At 60.5% G+C, this 22,800-nt stretch carries 17 protein-coding genes; 10 read left to right on the forward strand and 7 right to left on the reverse strand.

Annotation, left to right across the window (positions count from 1 at the left end; all coding sequences use genetic code 11):
* Positions 1 to 99: 99 nt before the first annotated feature.
* Positions 100 to 228 (forward strand): hypothetical protein, encoded by a 129-nt coding sequence (locus tag C4S63_RS17585; RefSeq protein WP_255409085.1) that lies wholly within the window; start codon positions 100 to 102, stop codon positions 226 to 228.
* A gap of 61 nt (positions 229 to 289) precedes the next feature.
* Here the strand turns inward: C4S63_RS17585 and C4S63_RS13340 are convergent, their stop codons facing one another.
* Positions 290 to 2,416, reverse strand: coding sequence for a TonB-dependent siderophore receptor (locus C4S63_RS13340; RefSeq protein ID WP_103917852.1), 2,127 nt, complete (start codon positions 2,414 to 2,416; stop codon positions 290 to 292).
* Between the two features lie 364 nt (positions 2,417 to 2,780).
* Between C4S63_RS13340 and ppk1 the strand changes: the two genes are divergently transcribed.
* Entirely contained in the window at positions 2,781 to 4,868 is a 2,088-nt protein-coding gene (ppk1, locus tag C4S63_RS13345; protein WP_063508301.1) for a polyphosphate kinase 1, read from the forward strand.
* Positions 4,869 to 5,010: 142 nt separating this feature from the next.
* Here ppk1 and ppx read toward each other — a convergent pair whose 3' ends face one another.
* Entirely contained in the window at positions 5,011 to 6,507 is a 1,497-nt protein-coding gene (ppx, locus tag C4S63_RS13350; RefSeq protein ID WP_103917853.1) for an exopolyphosphatase, read from the reverse strand.
* Between the two features lie 243 nt (positions 6,508 to 6,750).
* Between ppx and trxA the strand changes: the two genes are divergently transcribed.
* From trxA to C4S63_RS13385, 7 genes are all read left to right on the forward strand, one after another.
* Positions 6,751 to 7,077, forward strand: coding sequence for a thioredoxin TrxA (gene trxA / locus C4S63_RS13355; RefSeq protein ID WP_062817138.1), 327 nt, complete (start codon positions 6,751 to 6,753; stop codon positions 7,075 to 7,077).
* A 302-nt stretch (positions 7,078 to 7,379) separates the two neighbouring features.
* Positions 7,380 to 8,639, forward strand: a complete 1,260-nt coding sequence (gene rho / locus C4S63_RS13360; RefSeq protein ID WP_062817139.1) for a transcription termination factor Rho — start codon at positions 7,380 to 7,382, stop codon at positions 8,637 to 8,639.
* A gap of 290 nt (positions 8,640 to 8,929) precedes the next feature.
* Positions 8,930 to 10,396 (forward strand): 4-hydroxy-3-polyprenylbenzoate decarboxylase, encoded by a 1,467-nt coding sequence (ubiD, locus tag C4S63_RS13365; RefSeq protein ID WP_103917854.1) that lies wholly within the window; start codon positions 8,930 to 8,932, stop codon positions 10,394 to 10,396.
* 196 nt (positions 10,397 to 10,592) lie between these two features.
* The gene (locus C4S63_RS13370) at positions 10,593 to 11,960 is read left to right on the forward strand and encodes a D-arabinono-1,4-lactone oxidase (RefSeq protein ID WP_103917855.1); all 1,368 of its coding nucleotides are present in this window, start codon (positions 10,593 to 10,595) and stop codon (positions 11,958 to 11,960) included.
* The gene (locus tag C4S63_RS13375; RefSeq protein WP_103917856.1) at positions 11,957 to 13,231 is read left to right on the forward strand and encodes an alanine racemase; all 1,275 of its coding nucleotides are present in this window, start codon (positions 11,957 to 11,959) and stop codon (positions 13,229 to 13,231) included. The genes C4S63_RS13370 and C4S63_RS13375 overlap by 4 nt, the downstream gene beginning before the upstream one ends.
* Before the next feature lie 174 nt (positions 13,232 to 13,405).
* The gene (locus C4S63_RS13380; protein ID WP_103917857.1) at positions 13,406 to 15,157 is read left to right on the forward strand and encodes an SDR family oxidoreductase; all 1,752 of its coding nucleotides are present in this window, start codon (positions 13,406 to 13,408) and stop codon (positions 15,155 to 15,157) included.
* A gap of 40 nt (positions 15,158 to 15,197) precedes the next feature.
* The gene (locus C4S63_RS13385; RefSeq protein WP_103917858.1) at positions 15,198 to 16,115 is read left to right on the forward strand and encodes a metal-dependent hydrolase; all 918 of its coding nucleotides are present in this window, start codon (positions 15,198 to 15,200) and stop codon (positions 16,113 to 16,115) included.
* A 151-nt stretch (positions 16,116 to 16,266) separates the two neighbouring features.
* On the opposite strand, the gene C4S63_RS13390 is transcribed toward C4S63_RS13385, so the two are convergent.
* Entirely contained in the window at positions 16,267 to 17,763 is a 1,497-nt protein-coding gene (locus tag C4S63_RS13390) for an amidase (RefSeq protein WP_103917859.1), read from the reverse strand.
* A gap of 126 nt (positions 17,764 to 17,889) precedes the next feature.
* Here C4S63_RS13390 and C4S63_RS13395 point away from each other — a divergent pair, with 126 nt between their 5' ends.
* Positions 17,890 to 18,906 (forward strand): zinc-binding alcohol dehydrogenase family protein, encoded by a 1,017-nt coding sequence (locus C4S63_RS13395; RefSeq protein ID WP_103917860.1) that lies wholly within the window; start codon positions 17,890 to 17,892, stop codon positions 18,904 to 18,906.
* Positions 18,907 to 19,112: 206 nt separating this feature from the next.
* Here the strand turns inward: C4S63_RS13395 and C4S63_RS13400 are convergent, their stop codons facing one another.
* From C4S63_RS13400 to C4S63_RS13415, 4 genes are all read right to left on the reverse strand, one after another.
* A complete protein-coding gene (locus C4S63_RS13400; protein WP_103917861.1) occupies positions 19,113 to 20,156 on the reverse strand; it encodes a metal-dependent hydrolase in 1,044 nt (347 codons plus the stop codon).
* Between the two features lie 70 nt (positions 20,157 to 20,226).
* Positions 20,227 to 20,832: a DUF2780 domain-containing protein gene (locus tag C4S63_RS13405; protein ID WP_103917862.1), complete on the reverse strand. Its 606-nt coding sequence runs from the start codon at positions 20,830 to 20,832 to the stop codon at positions 20,227 to 20,229.
* Positions 20,833 to 20,980: 148 nt separating this feature from the next.
* Positions 20,981 to 21,595 (reverse strand): trimeric intracellular cation channel family protein, encoded by a 615-nt coding sequence (locus C4S63_RS13410; protein ID WP_062817154.1) that lies wholly within the window; start codon positions 21,593 to 21,595, stop codon positions 20,981 to 20,983.
* Between the two features lie 114 nt (positions 21,596 to 21,709).
* Complete coding sequence (locus tag C4S63_RS13415) at positions 21,710 to 22,558, reverse strand: S1 RNA-binding domain-containing protein (RefSeq protein ID WP_103917863.1); 849 nt, start codon at positions 22,556 to 22,558, stop codon at positions 21,710 to 21,712.
* Positions 22,559 to 22,800 lie beyond the last annotated feature (242 nt).

Consider the following 22,800-nt stretch of genomic DNA (forward strand, 5'->3'; position numbering starts at 1 on the left):
AGCCAGCCCGGCCAATGTCTTCTTGCTGCCCTGGCATACACTTCCCGGGTTTTCTGCCGATTCTTTCTTTGTGTCGGGTCTCTGACCCCGGGAGTTGTTATGCGTACTCTGATCCTGATCGCCACCCTGAGCCTGTCGAGCCTGGCCAGCGCGGAAGGCCGCGCTCCCACTGTCCAGGAGATGCAGGAGCTGGACATCATCCAGCAATCCTGGATCTTCCAGGGCTAGAAAATAGCCAGACACAAAAAAGCCGGCGCATGCGCCGGCTTTTTTATTGCCCTGAAATCGTTCAGAAACGATAACGGGCATTGGCGGTAACGGTACGGGTCTCACCGTAGCCACAGTCATACACGGTTGTCGCGAACTGACCGCGACACCAGGACACGTATTCCTTGTCGGTCAGGTTCTGCACGTTGACGCTGAAGTCCCAGTCGTTGACAGCATAACCTAGCATGGCGTCGTAAAGGGTGACAGAAGGTACCTTGGGAGCAGCCCCGACACCATCCGCAGAGCCGGCATAATCAAAGCCCACGTTGTCGCCCACGTAACGCACACCGGCACCAAAGCGCAGACCGTTTTCCAGTTCGTACTTGCCCCAGGCAGAGGCCAGTCGGTCTGCGATATAGGGCAGGCGCTCACCGGACTGGTCATCCACCACACGCAGGTCGGTATAGTTGGCCAGCAGCTCCAGGTTGCCCAGCTGCTTCTTCACTTCCACTTCCCAGCCTTCGGACTTGGCGCCCACCTGTTCAACGCTGTCTTGACCGGGAGAAGGCACCACACGATTGGTTTCTTCGATATAGAAATAGGCCGCCGAGGCAGACAGATCACCCGCGTCGTTCAGATACTTGAACCCGGCTTCCTGCTGCTCACCGGTGGTGGCCGCAAGGCTGCTGCCATCGTTCGTCCCCAGATTCGGCACAAACGCTTCGGAATAACTCACATAGGGAGACAGACCGAAATCGAACTGGTACATCAGGCCCAGGCGACCGGTGGTTTCGCTGTCATCACTTTCCGTATTGGCATCATCCACAACGAAAACCTTGTTGGTGGATTCGTCGTGGCGCAAGGCACCGGACACCACCACATTGCCGATTTCCATATGGTCAATCAGGTAAACCCCGGTCTGGCGAATGGCATTATCGTTACGATCTTCCGGGTCCAGGGCGCTGTAGACCACATTGCCATACTGGGGGTTGTAGAGGTTGATCGTGGATGTTGCCACAACATCAGAGAAATAGTTGCCCTCTTCCCACAGGGCATCCTGATAATCAACACCCAGCGCCAGGGTATGGCGGGTCACCCCCAGGTCCATCTTGCCTTCCAGGCGCACATCGAAGTTGCTGACATCGGTGGCACGATCCGCCATGTGCATGGTGCGCTCAATCGTTCCATCGGCACTGATGGTACCGCCAATGGCCGCCCAGTGCTCCCGGGTTTCCGTCTCGGAACTGGTGTGGCGGGCGGTAGCCGCCAGGTTCCAGTTGTCAGTCAGACGCTGGTCCACGAACAGGGTGACTTCGTTCTGGGTACGGTCATAACGGTCCCAGCTCGGCTCACCGACAAAGGTCTCCACCGGAATGTCGCCCTTGACGCCCGGCAGCAAGGTACCTTCCGCCGGCAGAAACTGGGCGGAGATGCCGCCATTGTTTTCCTGGGCATTGAACAACAGGGTGACGGTGGTGCTGTCCGTGGGCAGCCAGGTAAAGGACGGAGCAAACACAAAGCCATTGTCGTCCACGTGATCCACCTGGGTACCGCTTTCACGCTTGAGTGCCACCAGGCGGTACAGCAGCTTGCCATCTTCGGACATGGGGCCGGTCACATCGGCGGCCAGCTGTTTGCGGTCGTAGGAGCCCACCTGCGCCCAGATTTCACCCTGCTTCTCCGGTTTGGGTAGCTTGGACACCGTATTCACGATCCCGCCCAATTCCGCCTGACCGTAGAGCACGGAAGACGGTCCCTTGAGCACTTCGATGCTTTCCAGGGCATAAACGTTGGGCCGGGCACTGTTGTAGGAACCATAAACAGAACGCAGGCCATCCTTATAGACGGAGGCATCCAGACCGCGCACCTTCACCCAGTCGCCGCGAGTATCGAAACCGAAAGCACCGGAATAGACGCCGGAGGAATACACCAGCGCGTCCTGAACATTCTTGGCACCGGTATCCTTGATGAACTCTTCATTTACCACCGTAATGGCATAGGGGGTCTTTTCCACCGGCACATCCAGCTTGCCCGACTGGGCAGCCCGGTCCTCGGTGATATAGCCCTCACCCTCAGGGACGTCGGCATTTACCTGAACGGCAGGAATAACATGGCTGTCGGCCTCATCGGCCTGAACAGGAATGGTGGCAACCAGCAATAGGGTGCCGAGCATCGGCGTGCCCCAAAACACGCGATTTCGGTAATTCATCAGAAACTCCCAGAATAAGGCAAGCAATAACAAGAATGATTCGCATTATAGTTCATTCCGTAACCCGCTGAAAAGCCCCAGACAACGCCAAAATCAACGCTTACGAACCTAATTCAACTCTGCAGCACCGGGTAACCCGGCAAAAAGGGGCGCCTGCAGGAAGCACAGACGGGATGTGAACAGCCCCCGGGGGAGCCTTTGCATGAAGCCCTGCATGATCAGCGTGGACTGAAGTATGCTGGGCATAATTCAGGGGCCCCTTTTCCGGCCAGGTAACATAAAATCTTTTTTCGGCTGTCATTGCCGTGTCACATTAATGTCATGCAATAGGGAACCCCGAAAACGGTCCCGTCAGGACGACGCCATGAATGACATTGCCAGCGAACACAGCGCCATCGACCTCAATAACCCGGATTACTATTTCAACCGGGAGTTGAGCCTGCTGCAGTTCAACCTGCGGGTACTGGAGCAGGCCATGGACGACAGCCATCCGTTAATGGAACGGCTGAATTTTCTGCTGATTTTTTCCAGCAACATGGACGAATTTTTTGAAATTCGTGTGGCCGGGCTGAAGAACAAGCTGGAAACCCACACCGGCCAGCCTGGTCCTGACGGCATGCTTGCCGAGGAAGTGCTAAAGGAAATCAGCCGCATTACCCACGAAGCGGTGGATCGCCAGTACCATATCCTCAACAACATCCTGTTGCCGGCTCTTCGTGAGGAAGGCGTGGACTTTCTGCGTCGCGAAGACTGGACCGAAGCGCAGATTGAATGGGTGAAAAAGTATTTTCGCGAACAGATCTATCCGGTGCTCACGCCCATCGCGCTGGATCCTTCCCACCCGTTCCCGCGACTGGTGAATAAAAGCCTGAACTTTATCGTGTCACTGGATGGCAAGGATGCCTTTGGCCGCTCCACCGGCCTGGCCATTGTGCCTGCACCCCGCTCCCTGCCCCGGCTGATTCGTATTCCCGACGAGATCAGTGAAAGCGGCGATGACAACTTCGTGTTCCTGTCATCCATGATCCACGCCCACGTGTCGGATCTTTTCCCCGGCATGAAGGCCACCGGCTGCTACCAGTTCCGGGTCACCCGCAATGCGGACATGGAAGTGGACGAGGATGTGGAAGACCTGGCCAGCGCCCTGAAAGGGCAGCTGCTGTCCCGGCGTTATGGTGACGAGGTGCGCCTGGAAGTGGCGGACAACTGCCCGCGCCACCTAACTGATTATTTGCTGGAGCAGTTCGAACTGACCGAGATTGATCTGTACGAGGTGAACGGCCCGGTGAACCTGGCGCGCATGTTCACCAGCGTCAATCGCCCGCGCCTGCACTACCCGCCTTTCACACCGAAGCTGGCGCCAGCGGTGAAAAAAGCAGACACCATTTTCGACGCCATGGACCAGGGCGACATTCTGCTGCATCACCCTTATGAATCCTTCCAGCCGGTGGTCAACCTGCTGGCGGAAGCGGCCCGGGATCCCAAGGTGCTGGCCATCAAACAGACCCTCTACCGCACCGGCACCAAGTCAGAAATCCTTGATCATCTGGAAACCGCCGCCCGTAACGGCAAGGAAGTCACCGCCATCGTGGAACTGCGGGCGCGCTTTGACGAAGAATCCAATATCGAAGGGGCCCGGCGCTTGCAGGAAGCCGGCGCCATCGTGGTGTACGGGGTGGTGGGCTACAAGACCCACGCCAAGATGCTGCTGGTGGTGCGCCGCGAAGGCGATGGCATCAAACGCTATGTGCACCTGGGCACCGGTAATTACCACACCAAGACCACCAAGCTGTACACCGACTACGGCCTGATGACCTGCGAGAAAGGCATCTGCCAGGACGTGCACAAGATCTTCCAGGAGCTCACCGGCATGGGCAAGGCGGCGCGGCTCAAGCAGCTGAAGCATTCGCCATTTACCCTGCACCCGTCACTGATCGAATGGATCGACTTTGAAACGCAGCAAGCCACCGCCGGGAAACCGGCGCGGATCATTGCCAAATTCAATTCCCTCACCGAAGAGAAGATCATCCAGGCCCTGTACCGGGCCAGTCAGGCGGGGGTGGAGATTGATCTGATCGTGCGCGGTATCTGTTGTCTGAAACCCGGAATCCCGGGGCTCTCCGAAAATATCCGGGTGCGCTCGGTGATCGGACGTTTCCTGGAACATACGCGGATTTATCACTTCCACCATGGCGGCGAGGATCTGGTGTATGGCTCCAGTGCCGACTGGATGGATCGCAACCTGTTCAACCGGGTGGAAACCTGCTTCCCGATCAACGACCCGGTGCTCAAGGCCCAGGTAATTGAACAGGGCTTGCACTATTACCTGCGCGACAACAGCCGCGCCTGGCTACTGCAACCCGATGGCAGCTACCTGCGCGCCCAACCCGAGAATGGCGAGCCCGTGTTCATCGCTCAACAGACCTTGCTGGAAACCCTGGGCGGAAGCTGAGTTTTTCCCGGATATGTGAGAAGGGATAGTCGATAACGGCGCAGATTGGCGTCGCGGCTGTCTTTGCAGGCAAGAGGCCGCGTCCAAGCGTTTGGGCGCGGCCTCTTGTGTTTCAGAACGGGATGCCCTTTCCCGCGAGTGATCAATTATCCATTAACTTCAACTCATAGCCGCCAGCGCGGAAATAGTCCTGTTCCTGCTCCAGATCCGCCAGCGTCAGCGGATGCTCTTCCAGCCAGTGACGAGGGAAACGCAGGCTGAGCGTCGTGTCCTCGGCGTTGAGAATCATCTCGGGTATGACTTCGTCGCAGCGGGCATGGTGCAAGCGGGCAGACAGTCGCAGCACCAGGCAAAGCCGCAACAGGCCCTGCTGCTCATCGTCGGGCAGTTCCGAGAGCGCAGAAAGAGGAAGTTTGCGGCGGTGGCCGCGCACCAGCACTGCCACGGCCTGCTGCTCCTGGCGGGAAAACCCGGGCAGGTCTGAATTGGTTACCAGATAGGCACCATGTTTGTGGAACTGGCTATGGGAGACCGCCAGGCCCACCTCGTGGAGCAACGCCCCCCAACGCAGGGTGTCCGCCAGCTCGTCATCCTCCAGTTGCCAGCTTTTGGCCACCTGACGGTAAAGCCCCATGGCCGTGTCGCAGACGCGCTCCGCCTGGGTGCGCTCCACATGATGGCGGCTCATCAGCGACTGGATGCTGCGTTCGCGCACGTCCTCGTGGGCGAATCGACCCAGCAGGTCATACAAGAGACCTTCGCGCAGCGCGCCACCGGACACTTCCATCTGATCAATGCTCAACTGCTCGAAGATGCCATAGAGAATCGCCAGCCCGGAGGGAAAGATCGCCCGACGATCCTCGCGCAGCCCCTTCAGATCCAGCTGCTCCACCTTGCCGGCCTTGATCACCTTCTTGCGGGCCTTTTTCAGGCCCTCCATGGTGATGCCGGTCTCTGACCAGCCGTTGTCCACACACACCTGGCTGATGGCCTTGATGGTGCCAGACGCCCCCACGGCCTGCTGCCAGCCCAGACGGCGATAGTTGGCGTGGATGGATAGCACCTCCTGCCGGGCAGCGGTGACGGCACGGTCAAAGGCCTTTTCGCTGATACTGCCGTCGGCAAAGAAGCGCTGGGCAAAACTGACACAGCCCATGTGCAGGGATTCTGTCTCGGTGGATTCAAAACGCTCACCGATAATCAGCTCCGTGGAGCCGCCACCGATATCCACCACCAGCCGCTGACCGGCATCATCCGCCAGACTGTGCGCCACACCCAGGTAAATAAGACGGGCCTCTTCGCGGCCGGCCACGATCTCGATGTCGTGGCCCAGCACCGCTTCCGCCCGGTCGATGAATTCCCGGGCATTGCGGGCCTGACGCAGGGTATTGGTGCCCACCACACGCACGCTGCCGCGGGGAATCCCGGCAATGCGCTGGGCAAACCGGCCCAGGCAATCCAGCGCCCGTTCCTGGGTCTCCCCGTCCAGCCGGTTATCCCGGTCCAGACCGGCACCCAGCTGCACTTTCTCGGACAAACCGTCCAGAATCTGGACCTCACCGTGGGCCTGTCGGGCCACGACCATGTGAAAGCTGTTCGATCCCAGGTCAATGGCCGCCAGATGCTCGCCATGTTCCATATGCACTCCTTTCCCGAAAGGCCACTGCCCTTTCCCTGCCCAGCCTAGCAGGCTGCCGGTAGACGCAGAATTGAAAAACGTCCCGAATTCTAACCGAATATCATGGCGTTACGGTGTCATAGGCAAACTCTACCGCGATAATTCACTCACTCGCTTGAAATTCAGCACCCACGACCTGATATTATCCACCATCGCAACAGCCCGCCCGTCGGGCCAGCTAACCCCCTATTTCAGGAGAATTCAATGAGCGGCGAGATTATCAACGTGACCGACGCGGACTTCGAAGCCCAGGTCATCAATGCAGACGGCCCGGTGCTGGTGGATTACTGGGCACCCTGGTGCGGCCCCTGCAAAATGGTCGCGCCGATCCTGGAGCAACTGGCCGGCGAGTACGGTGACAAGCTGACCATTGCCAAGATCAACATCGACGACAACCCGGAAACGCCCAAGAAGTATGGCGTTCGCGGCATTCCCACCCTGACCGTATTCAAGAACGGCAACGTGGAAGCCACCAAGGTTGGCGCCCTGTCCAAGAGCCAGCTGACCGCATTCCTGGACAGCACCCTCTAAGCAGATCGCACCCTCTGTCCGTTCCCCCGCCACCAGGCGGGGGAACGGCGTTTTATTTACCACGCGCAAATACTAGACAGCCTGTTGTTCGGGTGGTAGATTCCAGAACCAGCTTACAACAAGCACCCCCTTAGCAAGTCCTTCGGAACCTCTGGTTACCTTTATATTCCTGATGGCCCCCTTTAAGGCTTGCCGGGCCAGATTCCGAATAAACCGGATGCTCAACTCGAATAGTCAAAACAATCGCTGCACTCCCGTAGTGCACCCTCTCAATTCATTCAAAGACACCAAACTAGACGCCAATGAATCTTTCTGAACTGAAGCAGAAGCCGATTGGAGAACTTCTGAACATTGCCAAGGAACTCGGTCTCGAGAACCTGGCAAGAACCCGCAAACAGGACGTGATCTTTTCCATCCTCAAGCGCGCTGCCAAGAACGGCTCCGACATCTACGGAGACGGTGTGCTGGAAATCCTGCAGGATGGTTTCGGTTTCCTTCGTTCCGCCGAGGGCTCTTACCTGGCAGGCCCGGACGACATCTATGTCTCCCCCAGCCAGATCCGTCGCTTCAATCTGCGCACCGGCGATACCATTTCCGGCAAGATCCGGCCTCCCAAGGATGGCGAACGTTACTTCGCCATGCTCAAAGTCAACGAGATCAACTTCGACAAACCGGAAAACGCCAAGAACAAGATTCTGTTCGAAAACCTGACCCCCCTGTTCCCCACGGAACGGCTGGTGATGGAAATCGGCAACGGCTCCACAGAGGACATCACCACCCGGGTCATCGATCTGGTGGCCCCCATCGGCAAAGGGCAACGCGGCCTGATCGTGGCCCCGCCCAAAGCCGGTAAGACCATGCTCCTCCAGAACATCGCCCAGTCCATCGCCCGCAACAACCCCGAAACCCACATGATCGTGCTGCTCATCGACGAGCGCCCGGAAGAAGTGACGGAAATGTCACGGACCGTGCGCGGTGAAGTGGTGGCATCCACCTTTGACGAGCCACCGGCCCGTCACGTCCAGGTGGCCGAGATGGTGATCGAGAAGGCCAAGCGACTGGTAGAGCACAAACAGGACGTGGTCATCCTGCTGGACTCCATCACCCGTCTGGCCCGTGCCTACAACACCGTGCAGCCCAGCTCCGGCAAGGTACTCACCGGTGGTGTGGACGCCCACGCCCTGGAAAAGCCCAAGCGCTTCTTCGGTGCCGCCCGTAATATCGAGGAAGGTGGCAGCCTGACTATCCTGGCCACCGCCCTGGTGGACACCGGTTCCAAGATGGACGAGGTGATCTACGAAGAATTCAAGGGCACCGGCAACATGGAACTGCACCTGGATCGCAAGGTGGCTGAGAAACGTGTGTTCCCGGCCATGAATATCAAGAAGTCCGGCACCCGTCGCGAAGAGCGTCTGGTGGGCGAGGACGAACTGCAGAAGATGTGGATCCTGCGCAAGGTTCTGCATCCCATGGACGAGATCGGTGCCATGGAATTCCTGATCGATCGCATGAAGCAGACCAAGACCAATCTGGAATTCTTCGAGTCCATGAAGCGCAAATAAGAGGCGCTTCCCGCAACACACAAACCCCCGCCCCGGCGGGGGTTTGTTTTTTGGGGCCCACTAATAGCCGCTGTTGGAGCTATGCTTGCATAGCTCCAACAAAGTGCTCAGGTTATTTATTGGCGCCGAACTCAACGACCTGAGAGTCTTTTCCGTTCTTCGGAAAAGCGCGGGGACTTTCCAGGTTCTCCCAATCCAGGCGTAGCGTGTAGCTCACGACTCGCCGCTCACCCCCAGCCTGCTATACTCGCGGCACAACCTTTCTGGTTATCCAAACAACAAGGAACGTCATGAAATACCGCGACCTGCGTGACTTTCTGCAACAGCTAGAACAACTTGGCGAGCTCAAACGCATTACCGCACCGGTGAACCCGAACCTGGAAATGACCGAGATCTGCGACCGCACCCTGCGTGCCGGCGGTCCGGCACTGCTGTTTGAAAACCCGGTGGGCTTCGGCACCCCGGTGCTGGGCAACCTGTTCGGCACGGAACGTCGGGTGGCGCTGGGCATGGGCCGCGAGTCCGTTGAGGAGCTGCGCGAACTGGGTGAACTGCTGGCCTTTCTCAAGGAACCGGAACCGCCCAAGGGCATGCGTGATGCCTGGGAAAAACTGCCGATATTCCGCAAGGTGCTGAGCATGAGTCCCAAGCTGCGCGGCTCCGGGCCCTGCCAGGAAAAGGTGCTGGAAGGCGACGACGTGGATCTGTACCAGTTACCGATCCAGACCTGTTGGCCCGGCGATGCAGGTCCGCTGGTGACCTGGCCGCTGGTGATCACCCGTGGCCCCAACAAGGAACGCCAGAACCTGGGCATCTACCGCCAACAATTGATCGGCCGCAACAAGCTGATCATGCGCTGGCTCAGCCATCGCGGTGGCGCCCTGGATTTCCAGGAGTGGCAGCAGGCCCACCCGGGAGAACCCTTCCCGGTGGCAGTGGCCCTGGGCGCTGACCCGGCCACCATCCTCGGCGCGGTCACCCCGGTGCCGGATACCCTTAGCGAGTACGCCTTTGCCGGACTGCTGCGCGGCTCCAAAACCGAGCTGGTGGAATGTATCGGCAACGACCTGCAGGTACCGGCCAGCGCCGAGTTCGTCCTGGAAGGCCATATCTATCCGGACGAGATGGCCGAGGAAGGGCCGTTCGGCGACCACACCGGCTATTACAACGAGGTGGAACGTTTTCCGGTTTTCACCGTGGAGCGCATCACCCACCGCCGTGATCCGATCTATCACAGCACCTACACCGGCCGGCCACCGGATGAACCGGCGGTGCTGGGCGTGGCCATGAACGAGATCTTCGTACCGATCCTGAAAAAACAGTTTCCGGAAATCGTGGATTTTTACCTGCCCCCGGAAGGCTGCTCCTATCGCATGGCCGTAGTGACCATGAAGAAACAGTACCCGGGCCACGCCAAGCGGGTAATGATGGGCGTGTGGTCATTCCTGCGCCAGTTCATGTACACCAAGTTCGTGATTGTCTGCGACGACGACGTCAACGCCCGCGACTGGAAGGACGTGATCTGGGCCATGACCACCCGCATGGACCCGGCCCGGGATACCCTGCTGGTGGAAAACACCCCCATCGACTATCTGGATTTCGCTTCTCCGGTATCCGGTCTTGGCTCCAAGATGGGCATGGACGCCACCAGCAAATGGCCCGGCGAAACCGACCGGGAGTGGGGCCGCGCCATCAGCATGAGCCCGGCAGTGAAGCAGCGGGTGGATGAGATGTGGGAAAGCCTGGGAATCAGTTGACAGTGGACAGTTGATAGTTGACAGCTACGCAGTTGAAAGCGGGATGCACGTCAAAAGCACAAGGCCACGTTCAACGCACGGACGCGGCTGGTAGAGTTGCAGTGAATACGGACACGACCCGCGTAACTGTCAACTGTCCACTATCAACTGCCAACTATTTTTTGTACGATGGTGCCAAATAACAAAAGGACGCACCATGGCCTTGTTAGATTCCATTGACCGACGCAGTTTCCTGAAAGCCCTGGCCTCGGCCGGGGCCACGGGGGCATTGGCCCCCCAGGCCCTGCTGGCTGAGACCGGGAAGGCGCCAGCCTGGCAGAACTGGTCCGGCAACCAGAGCGCCAACCCGGCCAACCTGGTATTTGCCACCAGCGAATCCCAACTGCGTCAGACCCTGCGCGACAGCAGCGGCACCATTCGCCCCTTCGGCGGCAGCCATTCATTCAGTGCCGTGGTACCCAGCGATGACACCCTGGTATCCCTGGAAGCCCTGGCAGGACTGCGGGGTCAGGACGGCGACATCTTCACCTACGGTGGAGGCACCCGACTGGCCATGGCCAGTGCCCAGGCCAACGGCCTGGGCTACAGCTTCAGCAACGAGCCGGATATCAACCTGCAATCCCTGGCCGGCGCCATTGCCACCAGCACCCACGGCACCGGCAGCAACCTGCAGAGCCTGTCCGGCCAGGTGGAAAGCCTGCGGCTGATCCTCCCCGACGGCGAGGCCCTGAGCCTGACCCGGGAAGACGGCGACACCTTTCTGGCCGCCTGCTGCAGTGTCGGGGCCCTGGGCGTGGTCAGCGAAATCGGTTTTCGACTGGAACCTGCCTACCGGCTCAAGGAGCGCACCTGGACCCTGCCCCTGCAGGAAGCCATGGATTTCGTGGAGAGGGAAAAAGACAACTTTCGCCACATCGAATTCTTTGCCTTCCCCCTGGGCGAACAGGCCATCGTCAAGACCATGGAAATCACTGATGACCCCACCGACAGCAGCGAACGGGAAGACAGCAACGACCTGCTGGAGCTGGTCTGCAAAGTGGCCATGCGCGCTGGCTGGCTGACCCCGAACCTGCAGAAGCTGGTCACCCTGTTTGTGGAAGACAGCACCTATACCGGCCCCGCCCACAAGGTGTTCGCCAACCGCCGCACGGTGCGGTTCAACGAGATGGAATACACCGTGCCGGCGGAAGACGGCATCGCCTGCCTGCAGGAAGTCTGCGAGACCATTCGCAAGCAGGACATCAATGTGTTCTTCCCCATCGAGTTCCGTTATGTGGCCGCCGATGATCGCCTGCTGTCCATGTACCACGACCGCCCCGGCGCCAGCCTGTCGATCCATCAATATTTCGCCCAGGACTATCAGCCCCTGTTCACGGCCGTGGAGCCGATCCTGCGTCGCTATGCGGGCCGCCCCCACTGGGGCAAGCTGCATACTCTGGACCAGCGGCAACTGCGCGAGCTGTATCCCGCCTTTGATCGCTTTCAGGCCGTGCGCCGGGAACTGGACCCACAGGGAAGGATGCTCAACCAACACCTGCAAACCCTGTTTGGAGCAACCGGATGAAACGCCGTGGATTTCTCATCGGGCTGGGCGCTCTCGCCGCCGGCGGCTGGCTGCTGCGCCCGGGGAATCAGGGGGCGCCGCATACCCCCTACTTCCAGGCCATCAACGACACTCTGAAAAGAGACGGGCCCGGTCGGCCATTGATGCTGGTGGACCAGCAACGGCTGGTGCGTAATTGCCACACCCTGAAAGCCATGCTGCCGCCCCGCTGCGCGCTGCGTATCGTGGCCAAGTCCCTGCCCAGTGTGCCGATGGTCCAGACCGTGATGCGCGAAACCGGCAGCAACCGTGTCATGGTGTTCCATCAGCCGTTCATGAATGCCCTGGCCGACGCAGAGCCCGGCGTGGACATGCTGCTGGGCAAGCCCATGCCGGTCCAGGCCGCCCGACAGTTCTACAGCGAAACAGGTAGCGCCTTCGATGCGGAGCGGCAACTCCAATGGCTGATCGATTCCCGCCCGCGGCTGGAGCAATATCTGCAACTGGCCACCGATCTGGACCGGCGCCTGAACATCAATCTCGAGATCGACGTGGGGCTGCACCGGGGCGGCCTCACCGACCCGAACCAGCTCGATGCAATGATCGCCCTGATCCAGGCCCACCCAGACCGACTTCGCTTCAGCGGTTTCATGGGCTATGACGCCCACGTGGGCAAGCTGCCCGCCTTTATTCAAAGCGCCGAGGAAGGCCACCGGGAAACCGAGGCCATCTACCAACGCTTTATCGAACGCCTCTACCAACTGGCACCCGCCTACCGGAATGAGACCCTGTGTTTCAACGGCGGCGGCAGCCCCACCGTCGGCCTCTACGACGACAGCACCGTGGTCAACGAACTGGCCGCCGGCTCCTGTCTGGTCAAGGCCAGCGATTTTGATCTGCCCCTGCTGGCGGATTTCGAACCGGCGGTGTTTATCGCCGCACCAGTGCTCAAGCAATGGGACGGCCTGAACCTGCCCGGACCGTTACCGCTGGGTGAGCTATGGCAACGCTGGGACCCGAACCGCCGCCAGACCTATTTCATCTACGGCGGTTACTGGAAGGCCACCCCGGTGTCACCGGCGGGCATTCGCGAGAATGGTGTCTATGGCCACAGCACCAACCAGATGATGTTCAACGGCAGCCCGGATACCGCCCTGCAGGTGGACGACCAGCTGTTCCTGCGCCCCACCCAAAGCGAATTCGTGCTGCTGCAGTTCGGCGACCTGGCCGTGTGGCAAGACGGCGCCATCCAGGACTGGTGGCCACCGTTGCCCCAGGGCCAGGGCGCCTGAGCCGCCCCGACACCTGCCTCCCACTGACTCCCTTCTCCTCTTGACCACCGGCACCGAATTGACGGTCCCGGTGGTCACTGCCTGCACGTTGACCGTTACATTAGGCACTGATACATTCGACAAAACTTGACGTCGTCTAGATTTAACGTCGCCATTGCCCGGCAGGAGTACAACATGACAACCACAACAACAGTGGCAAGCCAGGGTATAAATCTGCAGGTTTATACCTTCGGAGAGAGCAGCAAGCCCCCCGTGGTCCTGGTTCACGGCTACCCGGACAACCACAGTGTCTGGCAGCCCGTGGCCGAGCGACTGGCCAAAAAGTACTTCGTGATCAGTTATGACGTGCGCGGCGCCGGTGCCTCCGACGCGCCCCGCAAGCAGGCGGATTACCGCATGGAGCTGCTGTCGGCAGACCTGAAGGCCGTCGTCGACGCCACCCTTCCCGGGCGGGATTTTCATCTGGTGGGCCATGATTGGGGCTCTATTCAGAGCTGGGAATCGGTCACCGCCGAGGGGCCGCTCAAGGCCCGCATCAAATCCTACACCACCATCTCCGGCCCCTGCCTGGATCATATGGGCCACTGGATGCGTCGGCGCACGCTGAATCTGTCTCCCTCCGCCAAGGCCAAGGTGTTCAAACAGGCACTCAGCTCCTGGTATATCGGTTTCTTTCACCTGCCGGTACTGGCTCCAAGTGCCTGGCAGGGTGGCCTGGACAAGCTCTGGCCCCGCTACCTGAAACACCGCGAGAACGTGCAGGAGCCGGACGCCAATCCCACCCAGGGCAAGGATGGCAAACACGGGGTGCAGCTGTATCGCGCCAACTTCCGCAACAAGCTGATCAACCCGCAAGACCGCCACGCGGCCTGTCCGGTCCAGCTGATCGTGCCCACCCGTGACAACTACGTGGGGACCCAGCTGTTTGAGGACCTGCACGAGTGGGTGGACGAACTGTACCGCCGGGATATCAACGCCAACCACTGGGTACCGCTGAGCCATCCGGACACCATCGCCGCCTGGATTGGCGATTTCGTGGCCGGAGTAGAAAGCGGCAAGATGCCTGGCGCCCTGCAGCATGCCCGCGTTCGTCCGGAAAGACAGGGCCTGCCCCTGTATGGCAAGACGGCGGTTATCACCGGTGCCGGTTCCGGCATTGGCCGGGCTACCGCCCTGCGCTTTGCCGCAGAAGGCGCCGATCTGGTGTGCGTGGATATCAATGAAGACAGTGCCGACGCCACCGCGGAACAGGCCCGGCAACGGGGTGCCACCGCCTGGCCCCGCAAGGTGGATGTGGGCTCGGCCCAGGCCATGCAGCGGCTGGCCAACTGGGTGGAGAAAGAACTGGGTGGTGCGGACATTGTGGTCAACAACGCCGGCATCGGCATGGCCGGCGGTATGCTGGAAACGTCCACCAAGGACTGGGACCGCCTGCTCAAGGTCAACCTGTGGGGCGTGATCCATGGCTCGCGGTTGTTTGCCCGGCAAATGATTGACGGCCATCGCAAGGGGCACATCGTCAACGTGGCCTCCGCCGCCGCCTTCGCCCCCAACCGCAAGCTGACCGCCTACTCCACCAGCAAGGCCGCCGTGCATATGCTCAGCGAATGCCTGCGCGCGGAGCTGGCCGAACACCATATCGGCGTCAGCTCCATTTGCCCCGGCTTTGTGGCCACCGGCATTGCCAACAGCACCGTCTACGCCGGCCTCAGCGACGAGCAACAGGCCGAAAAACGCGCCAAAGCCGACGCCTTGTACAAGCGCCGCAATTTCTCCCCGGACCAGGTGGCCGCCGCCATTTTCGATGCGGTGCAAAGCAATCCGGCCCTGTCCCTGGTGGGAGCCGAAGCCTGGACCACCCGACTACTCAGCCGCTTTGCCCCGGTACTGTCCCGGCAGGTAGCGCGTCTGGATATTACCGCCTGATTTGATGACGTGTGACCTTAACAACGGGAGAACAACAGCCATGAATAGCCCTGTGCGCCATCAACTGAAAGCCCGCCGTGTGCAATTCGATTTCGACAATACGCCTCTGCACTGGCTAAAGGATGATCCGTTTTCCACCCATATCATCAACGGCATCCACCTGCTGCTGCCCGCCGGAGAGCTGTGGTTCTGCCGGGTCTACAACCAGGCCCTGCCGCTGGTCAGTGACGATCAGTTGCGCGCCGACGTGGAAGGGTTTATCCGCCAGGAGGCTGTGCATTCCCGGGCCCACAGCAAGGCCCAGCTTTATCTGGAGCGCCATGGATTGAGCGTGGATGAGTACGTGCAGCGGGTGGAATGGCTGTTTGGCACTTTTCTGGGGGAGGCACCTTTCGGACTCACATTCCTGCAGCGCAAGGCGATTCAGAAGCAATGGCTGGTACTGCGTGTGGGGCTGATCGCGGCCATCGAACACTTCACTGGCGTACTGGGTCAGTGGGCCATGGACAACGACACCTGGGAGCAGAACGGCGACCCGGCCATGGTAGACCTGTTCAAATGGCATCTGGCCGAGGAAGTGGAACACCGCACCGTTGCCTTCGATCTGTTCGAGCACCTGTGCCAATCCCAGCTCGGCTTTTACGTGAGCCGCCAGGCGCTGATGGCCATCGTCTTTCCGCTGTTCATCTACTTCATTTCCGAAGGGGGTCGCAGCCTGGCACGTCAGGACCCGGATCCCCAGGTGCGCAAGCTGGGGCGCACCCTGATCCCGAAATTACTGCTGCAACTGGAACAGACCGGCAAGCAAACCCGGAACGTGCCCACTTTCACCTTCCTGGTCAACGCCACTCTGCGCTGGTTGTCTCCCCGTTTCCACCCGATCCACGAAGGGGACACGGAGCAGGCGCTGGCCTACCTGGCACGCTCGCCGGCGGCACAGGCAGCAGCCATGCACTGACACCATCGCTGGCGGCGCGATATCCCCAACCTACGCCACCTGATCTGTGCAGGTCCGCGGCGATAACCAAAAATCAGAAGCGAGCGAGTGACTAGGTTCGAGTTACGAAAAGCCCTTGGCTCTTCGTAACTCGCTTCTCGCCGTTTCGCGCCTACATCGGCACCTTGTCGAACCAGGGCGCCGCCTCTTCCAGCTGGGCCGCCAGCGCCAGCAGCTTGCCTTCATCGCCATGACCACCAACGAACTGGGACCCCAACGGCAGACCGGTGTTTCCTGACGAAGAGTCGCACCAGTGCAATGGCACCGACATGGCCGGCACCCCGGTGACATTGGCGAACTGGGTGTAAGGCATGTACTTGAAATTTTCCAGCGCCATCTGCTCGATCATGCCGGTCTTCATCAGCAGTTTTTCACCGCCCACCTTGAGCAGCATTTTCAGAGCGCTCTGCTGCCAACCCGGGGTGGCCATTTCCCCGATTCGTGCCGGGGGCATGGCCAGCGTCGGCGTCAGCCAGAAATCGTACTGCTCCAGGAAGGTATCCAGCGCGATCATGTACTGTTGCCAACGGGTCTGACACTTCACGTATTCATGGGCAGGCGTCGCCCGGCCAAAGGCGGCAATGGCCAGGGTATCCAGCTCGAACCCGTCATCACCGCAGCCGGTCAGTGCCTTCACTTCATCCACTTCGGCGGCGCACTGGCCAAACCAGACGGAGAGCCAGTCCATGCACATCTGTTTGGCATCCATTTGCGGTTCGGCCTCGACCACCTCATGGCCCAGGTCCCGTAGCAGGGCCACGGTTTTCTCTACCGCTTTGACTGCTTCTGCGTCCACCGGCGTCCCCAGGGGCGACGCCGTGGAATAACCGATCCGCAATGTGCCGGGTCGGGATGCAGCCGCCGCCTGATAGGACTGTTGCGGGGGCGCGATATGGAACAGGCTGCCGCGCTCATCGCCATGGGTCAGGTCCAGCAACAGGGCACTGTCGCGCACTGAACGGGTCAGCACATGGTTCACCGCTATGCCGTGCATGGCTTCGGTGAAGGTGGGCCCCCAGGGGGTACGCCCGCGGCCGGGCTTGAGTCCGAACAGGCCACAGCAGGCCGCCGGGATACGAATGCTGCCACCGCCGTCATTGGCACCGGCCACCGGCACGACACCCGCCGCCACCATGGCCGCAGACCCCCCGGAGGACCCCCCGGGGGTATGATCCAGATTCCAGGGGTTACGGGCCGGGCCATAGGAGTCCGGCTCGGTAATCCCCTTGGCGCCAAACTCGGGAGTGTTGGTCCGCCCGAACGGCACCAGCCCGGCGGCTTTCCAGCGCGCCACCAGGGTGGAATCCCGGTCCGCGCGGATGTCGTGCTTCTTACGCGCCTTATTGCCCTGATAGCAGGGTGCACCGGCCATTTCCTGGAACAGGTCTTTCACCAACATGGGCACCCCGGCCAGCGGACCTTGCAGCGGTGCGGCGGCCCGTTCCCGGGCCTGTTCATAGAGGGGAATAATCAGCGCATTCAGGGAAGGGTTCACCTGCTCCGCCCTGGCGATGGCCGTGTCCAGCAGCTCAGCGGCGCTCACCTCTCCCCTGGCCACCAGCTCCGCCAGCCCCATGGCATCAAATTGACGATATTCCTCAAAATTCATGCGTGTGCTCTCCCGGAAGCGTTCGATTTTTTTGCGACGGTCGCAAGGCGACAATTCACTTACTGTGGCATAGTCTGCCCTGCCAAGTGGGCCAAAGCTTGTGTGTTTACGTTGTAGGGGCAAAGCATGAAAGCGATCGGTTTCAACCAACCCAGAACCATTGATGATGTGCACGCGCTGGAGGATATCCAGCTGGATCTGCCATCTCCCGGCCCCCGGGACCTGCTGGTGTCGGTGCAGGCGGTGTCAGTGAATCCCATTGATACCAAACTGCGCCAGCGCCCGGTGGACCAGGGTGGCTATCGGGTACTGGGGTTTGATGCCGCAGGCGTGGTGGAAGCGGTGGGCGCCGAGGTCAAGAACTTTCAACGTGGTGACCGGGTCTGGTACGCCGGGGCCCTGCAGCGTCAGGGCAGCAATGCCCAGTACCAATGCGTGGACGAGCGGCTGGTGGCGAAGAAACCGGATAGCCTGGGCATGCAGGAAGCCGCGGCCCTGCCACTCACCGCCCTGACCGCCTGGGAAACCCTGGAAGACCAGCTCGGTTTTCGTCCCGGCGCCTGCGAGGGAAAAAGCCTGCTGGTGATCGGCGGCGCCGGTGGGGTGGGGTCCATCGCTATCCAGCTGGCCGCCCGCCATTTCGGCCTGACCGTGATTGCCACTGCCGGACGTGAGACCTCCAACAACTGGTGCCAGGCCATGGGGGCGGATCACATCGTCGATTACCGCAAGGATCTACTCCCACAACTGGAGCTGCTTGGCCACCCTCAGGTAGACGGCATTCTGGTCACACAGAGTCTGGATGACTACTGGCACACGGCCTGTCAGGCCGTGGCCCCCTTCGGCGGCATCTGCGCCATCGTCGATGCCCGTGCGCCCCTGGACCTGAACCCGCTGAAACCGAAAAGTGCCCGCTTCTGCTGGGAGTTCATGTTCACCCGCGCCATGTTCGCCGCCGAGATGCCTCGCCAGGGCCAGATACTCGACCAGCTTCGCACCCTGGTCGATGCCGGCACCATTCAAAGCACCGTCAGCGAAGGACTGGGGCCGATCAATGCCAACAATCTGAAGACCGCTCACCGCAAACTGGAAAGCGGGCAGACGATCGGCAAGCTGGTGTTGGCGGGGTGGGAAAATAATTAGCAGTTAACAGTTGCGCGTGAAAAGATGGGTTTGATCTGTAACGCAAGAGGCCGCGCCCATAGTTTGAGCGCGGCCTCTTGCGTTGAAAAAACAACCCACACAAATCGCGTCGCTGTTAACTATTCACTGTTAACTGTTAACTCCCAACCACTCCCCCATCATCCTTATCTTTGGTAATCACCACTGTTGCCTAGCGGGGCCGGGTGTCAGGGCCTCACCGATGGACAGGCGCTTCCCGCCGGCAAGGTTTCCAGCGTTGTCAGGCAAAGAATGGGCTGGCGGGACAGAGTGCGATCCAGCAGAGCCGGCCAGGCCTGGGGGTTGGCCATGGGGCGAGGCAGTTTATAACTGGGTAGAGCCTGCCAGACGCCCTCTTGCTGTTCCGCCAGCACAAACTGGAAGGGGTGCAGACCCGGTACGCCCAGGCGAATATCCGTGGCCAGCAACTGGTCCGGTCCGGCTTCCACATCCATAAAGCCCCGGGTAAACCAGGCCAGCTTGCGCCCCGCCGGGACCTGCATGGCCTGGGCGTAATCCTGCGGTGAACGGGGAAAGGTTTCCACCGTCAGGGCATCGCCGTTATCCAGCACGCCGGTGACGATCTCCAGCCGCTGCTGTTCGCCCAGCACCGTCACCCGCCACAGCAGGGTGGAGAAAGGCATGGGCTGCACCAGACGCGGCGCCTCACTCAAGCCCCGTTCCGCCAGCGCCGGCATCACCCGCTGCGTCATCCATTGCTGGGCCACCAGGCTCCAGCACAGATACAGGGAGGACAATGCCAGCCCCACCGCCAGGGCCGGCCTGGCGGGTGGGCGCCAAAGTGCCACAATGACACCAATCAACAGGGGGAGGGTATACAGCGGGTCAATAATGAAAATACTGCTGATTGCCACCGGATCCCCCAGCGGCCAAAACAGGCGGGTCCCGTAGGTGGTAAAGGCATCCAGTAACGGGTGCGTCAGCAGACACAAACCCGTGAAGGCCCACCAGCGCCACACACTTATCGCCGGGCGCCAGCGCTGCAGCCCCCAGGCCAGTAGCAGGGAGGCGGGCAGCAACACCAGCAGGGAATGACTGAAACCGCGATGCTCGGTGAAGTTGGCCACCGCATCGCCGTAATCGATCAGCACATCCAGGTCGGGCAAGGTGCCCAGCAGGGCGCCACCCAACAAGGCTGTGCGCCCCAGCGTGCGGCCCATGACCGCACCGCCCACCGAAGCACCCAGAACCACCTGTGACAAGGAATCCATCAAACCGCCTCTGGCAAAATCAGCATGCTAGCTGCGCCATCGCCAGCAGGCCGTCAAGGCTGCGGACCGATCAAACGCCCCACAAGCCTTTCAGGCTGTTCAGCACCTGCCCGGTGACACCTTTATCACCAAGAAAGCCCAGGATTTTCGGTGCAAACTGGCTGACCATCTCCGGGCTCATGCCCAGGGCACTGAACGCCTTGGTGACACCCTGCATGCTGGAAATATTGCCCAGCATGGATGACGCCAGACCGCCGCCTTCCCCGCCGCCAAGCAGAGAGCCCAGCCCCGGCACCTTGTTCAGCACACCGCTGAACTGGTCACCGGACAGGTTGCTTTGTGCCATGGCCAGCAAGGCTCCGGCACCGCCTGCGGCCTGCTGACCGGAAACCCCCAGCTCCGAGGAAAGGGAATCGACCAGTGCCCTGGCTTCACCGGATACCGCCATGCCGCCATTCACGCCGTCCAGCGTGGTGTTGGCTGAATCGCTGGCCTTGTTGATCCCTTCATTGGCAGTGTCGGATGCCTTGTTGATACCCGCATCGGCACTTTCGGAGGCCTTGTTCACCGCCGCATTGGCAGAGTCCGTCATCTTCTTCAGATCAAACGCCTGCACCGGTGAGCTCAGCACCAGACAGAAGGACACACCCAGGATCCCGACTCGCAACATCTTCATACCTTGCTCCTTAATCATTGATTGCACTTCCTGTTGTGGCCATAAACCTTACCGGCTCCGCATACCCGAAACCAACGGTTTATGGCCTCCTCATGACTCCGTCGACAAACATTTTCCAGCAGGTGCAGCAGGCACGAGACAAACGCCCTCAGTCTTCCGGCACGTTGTAGTGGAAGCGCGGCAAATGCCACTGATAACGAATGGCCAGCAGGCGCACCATAAAGCCCGCCGTTACCGTCACTGCCGTGGCCAGCCAGGCCGCCACCTGCCACTGCAGTAACAGCAGATACAGGCAGGCCGCGCCCAGCGAGACCACCGCATACAATTCTTTCTGAAAAACCAGTGGCACCCGGTTGCAGAGCAAATCGCGAATCACCCCGCCAAAGATACCGGTAATCAGCCCGGACAGAATCGCCACCGGCGCCGCCAGCCCCATATCCAGCGCCACCTTCACGCCGATCACCGTGAACACCATCAGCCCCATGGCATCCAGGATCAGAAACAGCATCCGCAAACGGCGCATCAACGGCGCCACCCAGGTGGTAATCAGCGCGGCCATGGCGGTCAGTGCCAGATACTCCGGATGCGCCACCCACACCAGCGGATAATGGCCGAGCAGCACATCGCGCATGGAGCCACCGCCCATGGCGGTGACACAGGCCACCATCACCACCCCGAACAGGTCCATGCGCAACCGCCCCGCCGCCAGGGCACCGGTCATGGCTTCGGCGGTGATGCCGATAAGATAGAGACTTAACAACATGCTCAGAGACTCCGACTATTCAGGCCATGATGCCTGAATCCAGGCCGCGGTGAATTCGACCTTGGTGGCTGACGTTACTCAGGGAAGCCCATGACTGCCGGGGAGTGGGTCGGCTCAGGCCTGGGGTGTCAGGCGGATAGATTGCTTGTCAATCACGATACGACGCTCCTTATAGAGCCCACCGATGGCCTGCTTGAAGGCGTTCTTGCTGCAGCGGAAAGTCGCAAAGATATCCTCCGGGCTGCTCTTGTCTCCCAGCGGCAGTTCGCCGCCAGCCTTTTCCAGAGCGGCCAGGATCTGCTCGCTGAGCCCTTCGCTTTTCAATGCCCCGGGAGGATTCAGTGACAGGCTGAGCTTGCCATCATCGCGCAGGCGCTGCACATAGCCGGTGACCCGTTGACCGGGCCGCAGGGGAGCACGCAGCTCCTGTTTGGCAATCATGCCCCAGCAGCGGTTATCCACCACCACCTTGTATCCCAGATCCGTGCCATGGGCTGCCACCAGGGACACTTCATCACCCTGCTGGTAGTCATCGCTGGTATCGTCAAGAAACCGGTCCAGCTGGGCGCTGGCCAGCAGACGGCCTTCGCGGTCGGTGGTCACCATTACCAGCACCCAGTCGCCTTCACGAATCGGTCCTTTCTGTTCCGCAAAGGGCAACAGCAGGTCCTTGGGCATGCCCCAGTCGAGGAAGGCCCCCACCTTGCTGGTAGAGACCACTTTCAGCGACGCCACCTGACCGTGCTGGACGCGAGGGGTACGCAGACTGGCCATGGGGCGGCCCTGGCCATCGCTGTACAGAGTGACCAGCACACTATCACCGGGGCCGAGATTCTGGTCTTCGACTTCCCGGGACGGCAACAGCACCTCGCCCAGCGAACCGCCGTCCAACAGCAACCCGTTATGGATCGGCTTGATGACTTCCAGGGAGTGGCGGGCGCCAAGTTTGGTGGATGCGGTCATGGTTCTAGCCTGTTTGGTTCAAGGGGGCAGGCTTGGCGCCTGAACGGAATAGAAACGAAGGTGGATTACGCCTGCGGCTAATCCACCCTACGATGTTACCCCAACCGCCTGTTGGAGCCATGCTTGCATGGCGAATGGGGTTGGCGGTGGCACGAAACCGGTATTATCTGGATAAGCCTGTCGAACGCTGAGATTCCTGATCGCCCGTTGGGCGATTTCCGCGCAAGCGCGGTTCGCGCCCT

The organism is Alcanivorax sp. DSM 26293, from assembly GCF_900107995.1.
Lineage (GTDB): Bacteria > Pseudomonadota > Gammaproteobacteria > Pseudomonadales > Alcanivoracaceae > Alcanivorax.